At 43.5% G+C, this 12,830-nt stretch carries 14 protein-coding genes; 9 read left to right on the forward strand and 5 right to left on the reverse strand.

Translation table 11 applies throughout. The annotated features are described in order from the left end of the window. Positions 1 to 12: 12 nt before the first annotated feature. Positions 13 to 864: an aldo/keto reductase gene (locus tag HNR75_RS02735; RefSeq protein WP_188025498.1), complete on the reverse strand. Its 852-nt coding sequence runs from the start codon at positions 862 to 864 to the stop codon at positions 13 to 15. Positions 865 to 1,171: 307 nt separating this feature from the next. Between HNR75_RS02735 and HNR75_RS02740 the strand changes: the two genes are divergently transcribed. After that, positions 1,172 to 1,501 (forward strand): DMT family transporter, encoded by a 330-nt coding sequence (locus HNR75_RS02740; RefSeq protein WP_188025499.1) that lies wholly within the window; start codon positions 1,172 to 1,174, stop codon positions 1,499 to 1,501. A gap of 40 nt (positions 1,502 to 1,541) precedes the next feature. Here the strand turns inward: HNR75_RS02740 and HNR75_RS02745 are convergent, their stop codons facing one another. Then, positions 1,542 to 2,504, reverse strand: a complete 963-nt coding sequence (locus tag HNR75_RS02745; RefSeq protein ID WP_188025500.1) for a LysR family transcriptional regulator — start codon at positions 2,502 to 2,504, stop codon at positions 1,542 to 1,544. A gap of 108 nt (positions 2,505 to 2,612) precedes the next feature. Here HNR75_RS02745 and HNR75_RS02750 point away from each other — a divergent pair, with 108 nt between their 5' ends. The 5 genes from HNR75_RS02750 to HNR75_RS02770 all read left to right on the forward strand — a co-directional run bounded on the left by HNR75_RS02750 (position 2,613) and on the right by HNR75_RS02770 (position 5,980). Then, entirely contained in the window at positions 2,613 to 2,912 is a 300-nt protein-coding gene (locus HNR75_RS02750) for a DUF1330 domain-containing protein (RefSeq protein ID WP_188025501.1), read from the forward strand. A 32-nt stretch (positions 2,913 to 2,944) separates the two neighbouring features. Continuing rightward, positions 2,945 to 3,469 (forward strand): NAD(P)H-dependent oxidoreductase, encoded by a 525-nt coding sequence (locus tag HNR75_RS02755; protein ID WP_188025502.1) that lies wholly within the window; start codon positions 2,945 to 2,947, stop codon positions 3,467 to 3,469. A gap of 56 nt (positions 3,470 to 3,525) precedes the next feature. Beyond that, positions 3,526 to 4,002, forward strand: a complete 477-nt coding sequence (locus HNR75_RS02760; RefSeq protein WP_246358712.1) for a cyclophilin-like fold protein — start codon at positions 3,526 to 3,528, stop codon at positions 4,000 to 4,002. A 95-nt stretch (positions 4,003 to 4,097) separates the two neighbouring features. After that, on the forward strand, positions 4,098 to 4,865 hold the full coding sequence (locus tag HNR75_RS02765) for an SDR family NAD(P)-dependent oxidoreductase (RefSeq protein ID WP_188025503.1): 768 nt from the start codon (positions 4,098 to 4,100) through the stop codon (positions 4,863 to 4,865). A 110-nt stretch (positions 4,866 to 4,975) separates the two neighbouring features. Next, positions 4,976 to 5,980, forward strand: coding sequence for an alpha/beta hydrolase (locus tag HNR75_RS02770; protein WP_223157740.1), 1,005 nt, complete (start codon positions 4,976 to 4,978; stop codon positions 5,978 to 5,980). 104 nt (positions 5,981 to 6,084) lie between these two features. Here the strand turns inward: HNR75_RS02770 and HNR75_RS02775 are convergent, their stop codons facing one another. Continuing rightward, the gene (locus HNR75_RS02775) at positions 6,085 to 7,167 is read right to left on the reverse strand and encodes an alpha/beta hydrolase (protein ID WP_188025504.1); all 1,083 of its coding nucleotides are present in this window, start codon (positions 7,165 to 7,167) and stop codon (positions 6,085 to 6,087) included. Positions 7,168 to 7,363: 196 nt separating this feature from the next. On the opposite strand from HNR75_RS02775, the gene HNR75_RS02780 reads away from it, so the two are divergent. Continuing rightward, on the forward strand, positions 7,364 to 8,251 hold the full coding sequence (locus HNR75_RS02780; protein ID WP_188025505.1) for a LysR family transcriptional regulator: 888 nt from the start codon (positions 7,364 to 7,366) through the stop codon (positions 8,249 to 8,251). Between the two features lie 68 nt (positions 8,252 to 8,319). On the opposite strand, the gene HNR75_RS02785 is transcribed toward HNR75_RS02780, so the two are convergent. Together HNR75_RS02785 and HNR75_RS02790 are read right to left on the reverse strand one after the other, a co-directional pair. Continuing rightward, positions 8,320 to 9,360: an alpha/beta hydrolase gene (locus tag HNR75_RS02785; RefSeq protein ID WP_188025506.1), complete on the reverse strand. Its 1,041-nt coding sequence runs from the start codon at positions 9,358 to 9,360 to the stop codon at positions 8,320 to 8,322. A 186-nt stretch (positions 9,361 to 9,546) separates the two neighbouring features. Further along, a complete protein-coding gene (locus HNR75_RS02790) occupies positions 9,547 to 10,455 on the reverse strand; it encodes a LysR family transcriptional regulator (RefSeq protein ID WP_188025507.1) in 909 nt (302 codons plus the stop codon). A gap of 327 nt (positions 10,456 to 10,782) precedes the next feature. Between HNR75_RS02790 and HNR75_RS02795 the strand changes: the two genes are divergently transcribed. Together HNR75_RS02795 and HNR75_RS02800 are read left to right on the forward strand one after the other, a co-directional pair. Continuing rightward, positions 10,783 to 11,640, forward strand: a complete 858-nt coding sequence (locus HNR75_RS02795; protein WP_188025508.1) for a DUF3737 family protein — start codon at positions 10,783 to 10,785, stop codon at positions 11,638 to 11,640. Next, positions 11,633 to 12,805 carry a MalY/PatB family protein gene (locus HNR75_RS02800; protein WP_188025509.1) on the forward strand — a complete coding sequence of 391 codons (1,173 nt, stop codon included), beginning with the start codon at positions 11,633 to 11,635 and terminating at the stop codon, positions 12,803 to 12,805. Before HNR75_RS02795 ends, HNR75_RS02800 begins: the two co-directional genes overlap by 8 nt. Positions 12,806 to 12,830 lie beyond the last annotated feature (25 nt).

Raw genomic sequence — 12,830 nt, forward strand, 5'->3', positions numbered from 1 at the left:
GATTTTCTCCCTTCAGACATCCAGTTTGCGATAAGCCAGCCATTCAACCATCGCCGGATCGCGGTGTGAGAAAAAGGCGCTCGTTGCCGAATCCATTGCCGTGATCTGAATTATTTCCTGCTGTGTCAGTTCGAAATCAAAAATAGTGAAGTTCTCGGCCATCCGTTCTTTGCGCACCGTCTTTGCCAGAGAGACAATCCCGCGCTGGAACAGCCAGCGTAAAACCACCTGACCGACACTCTTATCGTATTTTTCGCCGATTTGGGTTAGTACCGGATTCTGGAACAGGCCATTACGACCTTCAGCAAATGGAGCCCATGCTTCCGGCTGAATGCCTTTGCTCATCATCCACGGTGCCGCATGCAATTGCTGGTTAAACGGGTTAACTTCAACCTGATTCACGGCCGGTACCACTTTGTTGAACGCGATCAGATCAGCCAGACGATCCGGGTGGAAGTTACTGACGCCGATGGCTCTGATGCGTCCCACGCCCAGCAATTCTTCCATGGCCCGCCATGCGCCATGAACATCACCATACGGCTGATGGATCAAATACAGATCCACATAATCCATATTCAGGCGATTAAGAGAGCGTTCAAACTGCGCCTTAGCGCCTTCATAATTGGTATCCTGCAGCCAGAGCTTGGTGGTGACGAACAACTCTTTGCGATCGATCCCGCTTTGTTTGATCGCATTGCCGACCTGCGTTTCATTCTGATAGGAAGCGGCGGTGTCAATAAGCCGGTAGCCCGTTTCAATTGCATCGATAACGGCCCGTTCGCATTCAGCCGCATCTGTCATCTGGAAAACACCGAAGCCTGCCAAAGGCATTTCAACGCCGTTGTTTAATATAATGGTTTGCATCTGATGGACTCGTAAAAGGAATGTCAGATGAAATGATACCGATGCAACTTTCCGGCATTAAGTACTGAAAACTGCATAGGCTTATGAGCCAGAGTCACAAATCACAGCACTACGAGTACGGATGATGCGCTGTTTCGGTGATTATCTCACTGTGGCGAATACTGAATTCACCATTATGTGATTATTCTCTTTGTCTTTTTTGATTATTCTTTCATGAAAGTACAATGCATGAACATTTTTGTTCAAGGTAAAGATGATTTTTATCCATCAAGAGTATTTTTTAATTTAATTATTTGGTTATATTAATATGAATCAGTGGATTATTTTATTAATTGCAATTTGCTCAGAGGTAATAGCAACTACCTCGCTGAAATTAAGCGATGGGTTCTCTAAACTGGGCCCGTCTGTGCTGGTTGTGCTGGGCTATGGCATCTCATTTTACTGTTTGTCACTGACATTAAGATCAATACCAGTTGGTGTTGTTTATGCGATCTGGTCCGGGATGGGTATTTCGCTGATAACCCTGGTTGGTTGGCACTTTTTTGGTGAAAAACTAAACATTCCCACATTGGTCGGTATCAGTCTTATTTTTGCCGGGATTATGGTTATTAATTTTTATTCATCAGTTGAAGCCTGATTATTTCTGTTTCTGCATAAGCTGAAAAGGTGGTGATTGCTTAAACAGGTGTTGCGCAATACGGCAGCATTTGCTGTGGCTGAATATTTAACTCTTCTTTATCCTTGAGCGCCAGATGAATAAAGTCTGCACAGGCTTTAACTCTGGGCGCGATCAGTGAGCGATGAGGGTATTGCACCATCATCTGGAAATCGCCAGGGTCATGTTGATCGAACAAGACTAATTTCAAGTCACCGCTTTTCAGATATTTCCACGAGAGATACACGGCTGATTCCGCAATGCCGAGTCCATCCAATGCAGCGTTAACCAGCGTACCGGGATCAGACAGCGTCAAAACGGAGGAAACGGGTTCATGCATATATACACCATCATCCGGCAGCGTGAATTTCCACGGCTGGATCCGGCTACCCAGAAATCTGCGGGAGATAAGGTGATGTCTTGTTAATTCAGACGGATGATGTGGAATGCCATATTTTTCCAGATAAGTTGGTGATGCCACCAGACAGCGTTTGAGAACACCTAACCCTCTGGAAATCATGGAGGAATCGTGGATATTTCCGGCCCTAATCACAAGGTCATAGCCTTCCTTAACGAAATCAATGATGTGATCATCAAAATCAATTTCAACCCTGAGATCCGGATAGGTTGCCAGTAATTCCGGTATGACCGGCATCAGCAGTTTACGTCCGATCACATTAGATACCGATATACGGACAAGTCCGGCCGGGCTGGCATCATTGGTTGTGACGCTTTCAATGGCTTCATCAAGAGATAAGAGAGCAGGGGCAACATTCGCTAAAAAATGCTCGCCTTCTGCGGTCAGACTCAGGCTACGAGTCGTGCGGTTAAATAGGCGGATACCCAGATTTTGCTCCAGCGTCGCTACGTTTTTACTGACAGCTGCAGGGGTGATGTCCAGTATCTTTGCCGCTGCAGTAAAACTGCCGAGATTAGCCGATTTTACGAACGCAACAATGCCATTGATGTGATTGATGGTATCCATAAGGCTCAGTCTATTTTCAACTTTTAGTTATATAACTTTATCCTATTCATCATCTAATTCTCAATAATCCAATCGGATAAACTTAACGAAAACAGGGGAGTTAAAGCGATGACCAAACCAGCTTATTTTATCATTGATGTCAAAATCCATAATCCCGAAGGCATGAAACCTTATGCGGAAAAAGTGGCTGAGACTTATAAGGCATTTGGTGGAAAACGGATTGTATATGGTGCAAAAGCAGAAGCCTTGGAAGGCACAGTGCCAGAAGGCCAAATAGTCATACTGCAATTTGACAGTATCGAAAAAGCAAAAGCCTGGCATGACTCGCCAGAATATCAGGCGATTATTGATTATCGGTTGGCTGCATCTGAAGGGAATGCCTATTTAGTCGAAGGTATTGCTGGTTAATTTAATTTTTTATTTATTCAAAGGTTTTAACAATGAAAACTCTGATTGTTGTATCACATCCATATCCTGAACAATCCCATACGATTAAATCGCTGGAACAGACGGCAAGATCTTTTTCTGACGTTGAGGTTCGCAATTTAGAATCCTTGTACGGAAATGATTTGAATAACTTTGATGTACGTGCAGAACAAATTGCGCATGAGGCGGCAGACCGGGTTATTTATATGTTTCCGGTTCATTGGTTCAATTTAACACCGATGCTGAAAGCATATATGAATACGGTATGGGCTTATGGCTGGGCGTTTGGTCCGGAAGGTACTGCGTTGAAAGGAAAACAATTCCAGGTTGTCGCCACCGCAGGGGCTGCAGAGTTCACTTATTCGCATGAAGGCATCATTGAATGCACGATGGATGAAGTCCTGAGCCCATTAAAAGCCAGTGCAAAATATGTTGGTATGAATTATCAGCAACCAATTGCATTTTATGAGGCAATGGGGGCTGATGCTGCAAAAATGAAATCGTTTAAAGAAGTTTTAGTCTCTGCATTATCCGTATAATTGAGAATGGCTGACTTACCAATATAAGTCAGCTCTCTTGTTGGAACAGGAGTGATATGAATATGTTACGGTTCCGATTCAGTGCATTTTTAAATCAAAGAAATAGAAAACATGGCTGTTTGACAGGTGTGTTTTTTGCCGTTATTGCCAATTTTGTACAGGCTGCACCAGGAGACACTGCGATGACCCAAATTTTCTTTCAGCTTGATGGCCATGAGGTTGGAATTGTATTAGATGATAATGACGCAACCCGCGATCTGCTGACGCTTCTCCCGCAACAACTTGATTGGGATGACTATGGCAATGTTGAAAAGATCAGTTATTTATCCAGAAAAATCAGCACCCAAGGCACCCCTGATGGATATACCCCAGCGAAGGGCGATTTTGCCTATTACGCACCTTGGGGAAATATCGTCATCTTCTGCAAAGCATTCTCTTATTCTCCGGGGCTGATAAAACTCGGACATGTTGATACCGGATTCGATGAAGCCTGCCGCAAGGGCAAATATACTGTTGAGATGAAGATTCGCTGATATAGCTATACCGTTTATCAGAAAAACACGCAGCAGCCCGCACCAAAAGTGGAGCGTTATACTTTAGAACCAGGTGTTTGAGAGAGGTTAAACAGATGAGTTTCGTATTCATTACCGGTAGCACACAAGGGCTTGGTCGGGCGACTGCACAAAACCTGATTGAACAAGGCCATCAGGTCGTGCTTCATGCCCGATCACCAGAACGACTTGCAGCAGTTAAAGATTTAATACCTCAAGCCGCAGGCGTTGTGATTGGTGATCTAAGCAGATTATCTGATATTCGGCTTGTAGCGGAACAAGTGAATCAAATCGGACGAATGAACGCTGTCATTCATAATGCGGGCGTTTATCCTTCGAGTGGGAAAAAAGAAATTGTTGATGGCTATCCAAGCACGTTCATGGTGAATACGGTAGCACCTTATCTTTTAACTGCTCTGATACAACGTCCTGAACGTTTGATTTACCTCAGTAGCAGTATGCATTTTAGTGGTGTTGGTGATATCCATGATATCGATTGGCATTCGAGACCTTGGAATGCCAGCGAAGCCTATTCAGAAAGCAAGCTCTTCGCCACTGCTTTAGCTTTCGCAATTGCAAGGTATTGGCCGAATGTATTGAGTCATGCCGTCGATCCTGGATGGGTACCCACCAGAATGGGCGGAAAGGATGCACCTGATGATCTGATTGAAGGTTATCTAACTCAATGCTGGCTTGCTGTCAGTAATGATGATGCAGTGCGAATAAGCGGGAGATACTGGCATCATCATGAATGTCGAAAAGCATCTTCCTTGGCTTATTCTTCATTACTTCAAGACAATCTTATAGATAAATTGTCGGTGATAACAAATATTTCATTATTTTAATAATAGCTGTAATTCAGGATTAATATTCAGCCTGTAGGTGTATGATTTTTCAAGGGCATTATTTTTGTGTCATGGCCGGGTACATTTATTATGAATATAAGGAGATAACAATGCGTCGATATCATTTATTGGCTGTATCATTACTTGGGGTGAGTACAATGTTAAGCGCGCAGACTGTGTTATATCATTCAAAGGTGATTGAACCAAAACCAATGTCACTGGCTGAATTCCCTGTCAGTAAATCTTATACCGATGGCATGAAGGTCATTCAGGCTGATTTTTCAGATCCGGATGTTACAGCATTTACCCATGTGGAATATGCGAAAAAATCGGGGATGGCGTTACATCTGAATATCCTCACACCAGCACAAGAGATTGGTGCTGTTTCTGCTCCGAAATATCCATTAATTGTGTATGTGCAAGGTTCAGCTTGGATGAAACAGGAAATGCATAGCATGCCACAATTGATCAAAATGGCGAAAAAAGGTTACGTCATCGCGATTGTCGAATACAGACACTCAGCTGTTGCAGGTTTCCCTGCGCAAACTGAAGACACCAAGACCGCCATTCGTTTTATGAAAAAAAATGGTGAAAAATATAATGCGGATACGTCAAAAATCGTATTGTGGGGCGATTCTTCCGGTGGTCATACCGTATTAATGACGGCTGTTACCGTGAATCAGAATAAATTTGATGATGAAGGTCAGGATAAAGACCCGATTTCATTAAAAGCGGTCATTGATTTTTATGGTCCGACTGATATCAGCAAGATGAACAAGGAACCTTCGACCTGGGATCACATCACAGATAAAAGCCCGGAAGGGATGTTTCTGGGTGGCGTGAATGTTTTAGAAAATCCTGACAAAGTAAAACCAACCATACCGATGAATTATGTAGCGCAAGATCAAACAATTCCGCCAATTCTGATCGCTCATGGAAACAAAGACCGGTTAGTGCCGTTTGGGCAGAGCGTGATGATGTTCGATGCGCTCAAGAAAAATAATAAAGATGCGGTGATGTATCAGATCAATGGTGCTGACCACGGAGGTGCACCGTTCTGGAGTAAAGAGATGTTAGAGATAGTTGATCAGTTTATTCAGCAGCATCTGAAGTAGTATGATTTAAGTAATGAGGGTGACCAATTTAATTGTTCACCCTCATTTTTGTGGAAAATTAATTATTTCGTTCGAACAAAGAATTAATTAATCAGTAACAGAGCTTATCGCAAGCTTGTCTTATAAAACTGCTCAAATTTGTCAAACGGAATTTTTCCTGCCTGGTTGTCGTACAAATCCACATGATTCGCATTCGGCACAATGACCAGTTCTTTGTTTTTGCCGCCAATAGCTTTATAAGCATCTTCAGCAAAATAGCGGGAATGCGCTTTTTCACCTGTCACTATCAGTGCTGGAATAGTTATTTCATTTGCATAGCTCATCATCGGAATATTCATAAATGAGTGGGCAGTGGTTGCTGTCCATGCGCCATTCGAGTTAACAGAGCGGGTATGGAAACCACGTGGGACTTTGTAATAGTCATAAAATTCTTTGATGATCGGGTTAGCGTCAGCAGGCAGCGTATTTGGTAAACCGCCGGCCATCGAAGCTGGCTTGCCGTTTTCGGCATCTGACCAGCGTTGTTGACTGATCTGGTCAAGCGCCGCATGTCGTTGTTCTGCGGTCATGCTGTCAAATAAGCCTTTGGCCATCACACGACTCATGTCATACATCACACTGGTGGCAACAGCTTTTACCCGGGTATCTGCCGCTACAGCATTTAATGCCATTCCGCCCCAGCCACAGATGCCGAGGATACCAATCCGGTTACGATCGATTTCCTGCTGAAGACCGAGAAAGTCGACAGCTGCGCTGAAGTCTTCGGTATTGATGTCCGGTGAAGCAACATTGCGTGGTTCACCGCCACTCTCACCAGTATAAGATGGGTCAAACGCCAGCGTAATAAAACCACGTTCTGCCAGTGTTTGCGCGTATAAACCACTCGACTGCTCCTTCACCGCACCAAACGGCCCGCTGACAGCAATGGCTGCCAGTTTATTGTTGCCGCGATTTTTGGGGAGATACAAATCACCGACCAGGGTAATGCCGTAACGGTTTTTAAAGGTCACTTTGCGATGTTCGACTTTATTGCTTTGAGGAAAGGTTTTATCCCATTCAGCCACGATAGAAACTGGCTCGTTAGGATTGATGTTTTGAGCATACGTCATAGCGGAAGTTCCGGTTAAGGCTGCGCCCAACAATAAGGCAGAAGCGATAGTGGTCAGTTTTTTGGGTAAAATGTTCATAGTTCAACTCCTGTTAAAACCAGTTATTGGTTCTGTGGTGAGTGTTTTTTAATCGATGTATGCATTGTAGTTAGAACTACACGTGATTATTAGATGGTGAAAATAGATAACATTAATGCTTTTTAGTTATAAATAATTGCGATAAATCGGGCAGCGGAATTACAATGGCTGTCTGCATTTGTTTGAATGAATGAATATGACAGACCGCGAAAACTACAACGATTTATATGCATTCATGCTGGTTGCACGAGAAGGCAGTTTCACCAAAGCTGCAAGCAAGCTGGGCGTTGCACAGTCAGGTATTAGTCGCACAGTTCGTGATCTGGAAGCGCGTTTGGGGGTTCAGCTCTTAACAAGAACAACTCGTAAATTGTCGCTCACGCAGGCAGGCGAACAACTTTACCGGACGGCGCAATCCAGTTTCCAAACGCTGGATAACGGGTTATCCATGCTTGCCCATTTCCGGGATACACCATCTGGTACAGTCAGGATCAACGCTAGTCAGCACGCAATCGACAAAGTATTGTTGCCAAAGTTGGCGGTTTTCAGCCAACGTTATCCAGAAATTCGGCTGGAGTTGATTAGCGAAAGTCGTTTTGTGGATATCATTGCAGAACAGTTTGATGCTGGCGTGCGGTTGGGTGGTGATGTGGGAGAGGGAATGATTGCTGTACGAATTACGCCCGACATCGAGATGGTCGCTGTGGCTACTCCTGAACATTTTAGCCGCTATGGGTTTCCGCAAACGCTAAAGGATTTAGCCGGGCATCCTTGCATTGCCTATCAGTTTGCCGATGGCAGCCTTTATCAGTGGGAGTTCTGGCTGGATGGTAAACTCATAAAGCATAAACCACAGGGTCAATGGGTATTCTCAGATAGTTATATGGAAGCGTCAGCAGCAAGAAAGGGGCTGGGATTAGCATATGTGCCGGAGGACTTAGTGGCTGAGGATTTAGAACACGGCACACTTATTCGAGTGTTAAAACGCTACAGTCACCGTTTTGCCGGATTGCACCTGTATTATCCTCATCGCAATGTTTCGCCAGCACTAAGAATGGTGGTGGAAACACTAAAGATGAGTTAAAAAAGACAGCCAACAATTTGTTTGGCTGTCTTTGTTTAACGTAACAAAACAGATCCGTCGGGCAAGAATTATAAATTCTTGCTGAAGAAATCTGTCAGTTTAGCAAACGGAATCAAATCAACACGATCATATAAATCAACGTGACCTGCATTTGGAACAATATATAACTCTTTAGGCTGACCAGCGAGTTTATAGGCTGTATTGCTGAACTCACGGGAGTGAGCATTTTCGCCTGCGATAAATAGCATAGGGCGAGGTGAAATGGTTTCAATATCGTTGAAAGGGTAGAAGTTAACAAATTTGACTGCACTCGTTAATGTTGGATGCGTTGTTAATTCAGGAGATGAACCATTCGGTGTAAATTCTCCTCGAGGAGTACGATAGAAATCATAGAACTCGCGTTGAATAGCTGGGGTATCTTTGGTTATTTCGTGGGTTGTACCACTGGTATATTTGGTTTTACCACCAGTGAATTCAACGTAACGTTGTTCGGCTGCTTCGGCCAGAATAACCTTGCGGTCTTCAACAGTCATTGGTTTAAATTCTTTGTAATGAGTCAGACCGGAACGGTTTGCTTCGCCCATATCGTACATGCTGACGGTCGCGATAGCTTTCATGCGAGGATCAATTTTTGCTGCACTAATGGCAAAACTGCCGCTCCCGCAAATACCTAATACACCGATTTTATTGCGGTCGACAAATGGTCTTGTACCTAAATAATCGACAGCAGCACTAAAATCTTCAGCATAGAGATCAGGTAAAACAGCGTTACGAGGTTCCCCGGCACTTTCGCCCCAGAACGACAGATCGATAGCCAAGGTTACAAAACCTTGTTCAGCAAGTTTTTGTGCATAAAGATTAGAACTTTGCTCTTTAACTGCCCCCATTGGATGACCAACAATGATTGCCTTTTTTTTGGCGTCGTTGGTGGTATCTTTAGGCATAAATAAATTACCAGTCACATCCATTTTGTACTGATTTTTAAACGTAACTTTCTGCAAAATCACTTTGTCACTTTTATAAAAGTTATCTGCACCATTTGACATGTCTGCTGCGAAACTTGTAAATGAGGCTATAGATAACATAAAGGAAGCTATAAGTTTTTTCATGAGAATTCCCAATGTCATATAGACTAAAATTTAATGTGGATTAGGAGGATGTCTAAATAGGTCTGATTATCTGATAAATAAATATTCCGTGATAGGTGTCACGTTAGAATGATTATTTAGTTAAGCTGTAATGTTAATTCCAAATTATGGAAAAGATAATTCCTGTCGAGTATCGGATATCCCCAGCTAATACTGCGTGAAGAAAAAATCTGGCGATGAGAAATGCTCAACAAATGCATCATAGACAAGCCGAGTCCGGTGAGGAACCGGGCCGCTTTGTGGCCTGTACAGGAATAAATCCAGTTCGCCGCTTTTTTCCTCAAACGATTGCAGAACAGGAATTAGCTCGCCATTTTTGATATAAGGCGCGGCCATAAAGATAGCGAGCTGACCGAAGCCTAACCCAGCCCGGACTGCGGCAAATTCAGATTCACCAGAATCCGTAGTGAAAGCTGGGTTGGCAGGTATCAGGCTGGGATGGTCAGTAAAAAACCAGGGCCATGGCTGATTTTTGTTTTTGTCCATTAGAAGGGTGGTTGGTAGTCGATGTAAATCATCGGGCGTTTCCGGAATGCCATGTTTTGCGATTAGAGCCGGTGTTGCCACAATCACATGTCTGATTTTGGCGAGGGAACGACCGATAAAACGGTTACTGGTTAACTGGCTGCCCACCCGGATACCAATATCGATCTGACTTTCGACGACATCTGAAATGGCGTCAGAGGGGCGGACATCAAAATGGATCTCCGGATTGGCCAATGAAATTTTCTCAATCAGCGGCATCACAAACAGTCGGCATATGACGGCTGGTGCTGTGATCCTGACCGGTAAATTATCATTGACATGGGGAGCAAACATCTCATCGATCAGATTGAGTGTAGCTTTGGCTTTTTCATAGAACTGCAATCCGAAAGTTGAAACTTTGATGCTGCGCGTGCTGCGTACAAACAAAATTTCACCTAACTCGGCTTCTAATTCCTTGATACAGCGGGTGATGACCTGAGGTGACACATTTAATTCAATAGCGGCATCTTTAAATGTCTTGTGTCGTATTGTGGTACAAAATATTTTCAAGTAATCAAGACGATTAAACATTACGACACCCTCATGGATTCAAACTGTCATAACATCAGCAATGATGATGTTATATGCATTAGTGCTTTCTGGTTGGATATGGCATACCTGGCTATGGTAGCACACCGCTACTGGTAATAAGTGAAGCATAGTTAACGTTTATGGAATTAATAATTCCATAAATTGGAATTTTTGTTGTAGAGTTCCGCGGTTGATCACCATAATTCTCAATTTAAATATCTCTTTTATTCCTGTATTCGGAATTAAGTCTTCCGTTGTGTTGTACTGATCTAAAAACAGAATCATTTTATGATAATCACAATAAATCATGCATCCTCAGGAAAATAAATGAACGTTATTAAAAACACCTTCTATGAAGGAGAGCGTGCGTTATACGCAAGCAAGGATCTGCTTATTGAAAATGTTAAATTTTATCCGGGTGAATCGCCGATTAAAGAATCAGAGCATATCCAGGCAGTGGCCTGTGAATTTATGGCGAAATACCCGTTTTGGCATTGTCAGCATGTGAAGATTGAAAATAGCCATTTCAGCATCTATAGCCGTGCGGCAATCTGGTACACACAGCATATTGAAATGAGAAACAGCATTATTGATGCGCCAAAAATGTTCCGTTCTGTATCGCACCTTCATTTGGAAGATACAAAACTGAATAACGCCGCGGAATGTCTGTGGAATTGTGACAATATCAATCTGAAAAATGTACAGATGACAGGTGCTGATTATGTATTCATGAACTGTCATTCTATCCGGGCTGAAAAATATTATCTGCAAGGTAATTACTCCTTTCAGGATGCGCAGAATGTGGAAGTTTATGATTCACATTTTGATTCAAAAGATGCCTTTTGGAATACCAAAAATGTCACTGTATATAACTCCGTTCTGGATGGGGAATATTTAGGCTGGTACTCCGAAAACTTACGGCTGGTGAATTGTACCATTTCAGGAACACAGCCGCTTTGTTATGCCAAAAACCTGGTATTAGAAAACTGCACCATGCTCAATACCGATCTGGCATTTGAATACAGTACTGTAAAAGCGGATATCAAAGGACACATCGACAGCATCAAAAATCCGATGGCTGGATATATTCGGGCTGACAGTGTCGGTGAAGTAATTTTTGATGAAAACGCCCGTAACCACGGCGGATGCGAAATTATTGTTGCTGGGAAGAATAGCTATGCGTGATCCCGAAATATTCGATTTACCGGTTAGCCGCCGGGCGACTGCCAGTTATAAATGGGATTCATCACCGGCTGACGATGTTATCCCAATGTGGGTTGCGGATATGGATTTTCGCACCGCACCGGCGATCATTCGGGCACTGATACAGCGGGTGCAGCAGGGTGTTTTCGGTTATACCAAAGTACCGGATGCTTATTTTGATGCAATCATTCACTGGTTTGAACAACAGCACCAGTTTGTCGTTGTGCGGGAACATATTCTGTTTACGACCGGTGTGGTTCCGGCTCTGTCTGCGGTGGTCAAAGCACTGACCGTCCCCGGTGACAGCGTCATTGTTCAGACGCCCGTCTATAACTGTTTTTTCTCGTCTGTGCGTAACAATCAGTGTGAGCTCGTTGATAATCCGCTCTTGTATCGTGATGGCACTTATCAGTTTGATTTTGATGATCTGGAACAGAAAGCCGCCAATCCAAACACTAAGCTCCTGATTTTGTGTAACCCGCATAATCCGGTTGGCCGGAGCTGGTCTGCGGAAGAACTGCGGAGATTAGGCGAGATCTGCTTCCGTCATCAGATAACGGTTATCTCAGACGAAATCCATTGTGACCTAGTCTATGCATCGAAGAGACATGTTGTCTTTGCCGGCCTAGGAAATGAATTTCTGGCAAATTCAGTGACATTATCGTCACCAAGTAAAGCGTTTAATCTGGCCGGGCTCCATGTCGCCAATATTTTCTGCAGTAATCCGGAATTCAGAAAACGCATAGATAAAGCACTCAACGTGAACGAAGTGTGCGAAATCACACCGTTTGCAGTTGATGGGCTGATTGCGGCCTATACAGAAAGTGCCGGGTGGCTGGAAGCGTTAAAAAACTATCTTCGTTCCAACTATGATTATTTCTGTGAATATATTCATCACTGTTTTCCGGAGATCAAAATACTGCCATTAGAAGCCACTTATCTGGTCTGGACGGATTGTTCGGCATTGAATATTTCAGCACAACAGTTAGCCGATGAATTAAAAGAGAAACAGCACCTGTGGATCACCGCCGGAAGTGTTTATGGCGTCACCGGACAGAATTTCCTGCGCTGGAATATCGCTTGTCCTCGGCATCAGTTACAGGAAGCCCTAGACCGATTTCTGGTTTATTTAAAAGACGTGAACTAATTTAAAATACTTTTATAAAAGACAG

It is taken from the genome of Tolumonas osonensis (assembly GCF_014202415.1).
Classification (GTDB): domain Bacteria; phylum Pseudomonadota; class Gammaproteobacteria; order Enterobacterales; family Aeromonadaceae; genus Tolumonas; species Tolumonas osonensis.

Coding starts and splice junctions, on each gene's coding strand:
- HNR75_RS02735 (WP_188025498.1), bottom strand. CDS start 864: ATGCAAACCATTATATTAAACAACGGCGTTGAAATGCCTTTGGCAGGC.
- HNR75_RS02740 (WP_188025499.1), top strand. CDS start 1,172: ATGAATCAGTGGATTATTTTATTAATTGCAATTTGCTCAGAGGTAATA.
- HNR75_RS02745 (WP_188025500.1), bottom strand. CDS start 2,504: ATGGATACCATCAATCACATCAATGGCATTGTTGCGTTCGTAAAATCG.
- HNR75_RS02750 (WP_188025501.1), top strand. CDS start 2,613: ATGACCAAACCAGCTTATTTTATCATTGATGTCAAAATCCATAATCCC.
- HNR75_RS02755 (WP_188025502.1), top strand. CDS start 2,945: ATGAAAACTCTGATTGTTGTATCACATCCATATCCTGAACAATCCCAT.
- HNR75_RS02760 (WP_246358712.1), top strand. CDS start 3,526: ATGAATATGTTACGGTTCCGATTCAGTGCATTTTTAAATCAAAGAAAT.
- HNR75_RS02765 (WP_188025503.1), top strand. CDS start 4,098: ATGAGTTTCGTATTCATTACCGGTAGCACACAAGGGCTTGGTCGGGCG.
- HNR75_RS02770 (WP_223157740.1), top strand. CDS start 4,976: ATGCGTCGATATCATTTATTGGCTGTATCATTACTTGGGGTGAGTACA.
- HNR75_RS02775 (WP_188025504.1), bottom strand. CDS start 7,167: ATGAACATTTTACCCAAAAAACTGACCACTATCGCTTCTGCCTTATTG.
- HNR75_RS02780 (WP_188025505.1), top strand. CDS start 7,364: ATGACAGACCGCGAAAACTACAACGATTTATATGCATTCATGCTGGTT.
- HNR75_RS02785 (WP_188025506.1), bottom strand. CDS start 9,360: ATGAAAAAACTTATAGCTTCCTTTATGTTATCTATAGCCTCATTTACA.
- HNR75_RS02790 (WP_188025507.1), bottom strand. CDS start 10,455: ATGTTTAATCGTCTTGATTACTTGAAAATATTTTGTACCACAATACGA.
- HNR75_RS02795 (WP_188025508.1), top strand. CDS start 10,783: ATGAACGTTATTAAAAACACCTTCTATGAAGGAGAGCGTGCGTTATAC.
- HNR75_RS02800 (WP_188025509.1), top strand. CDS start 11,633: ATGCGTGATCCCGAAATATTCGATTTACCGGTTAGCCGCCGGGCGACT.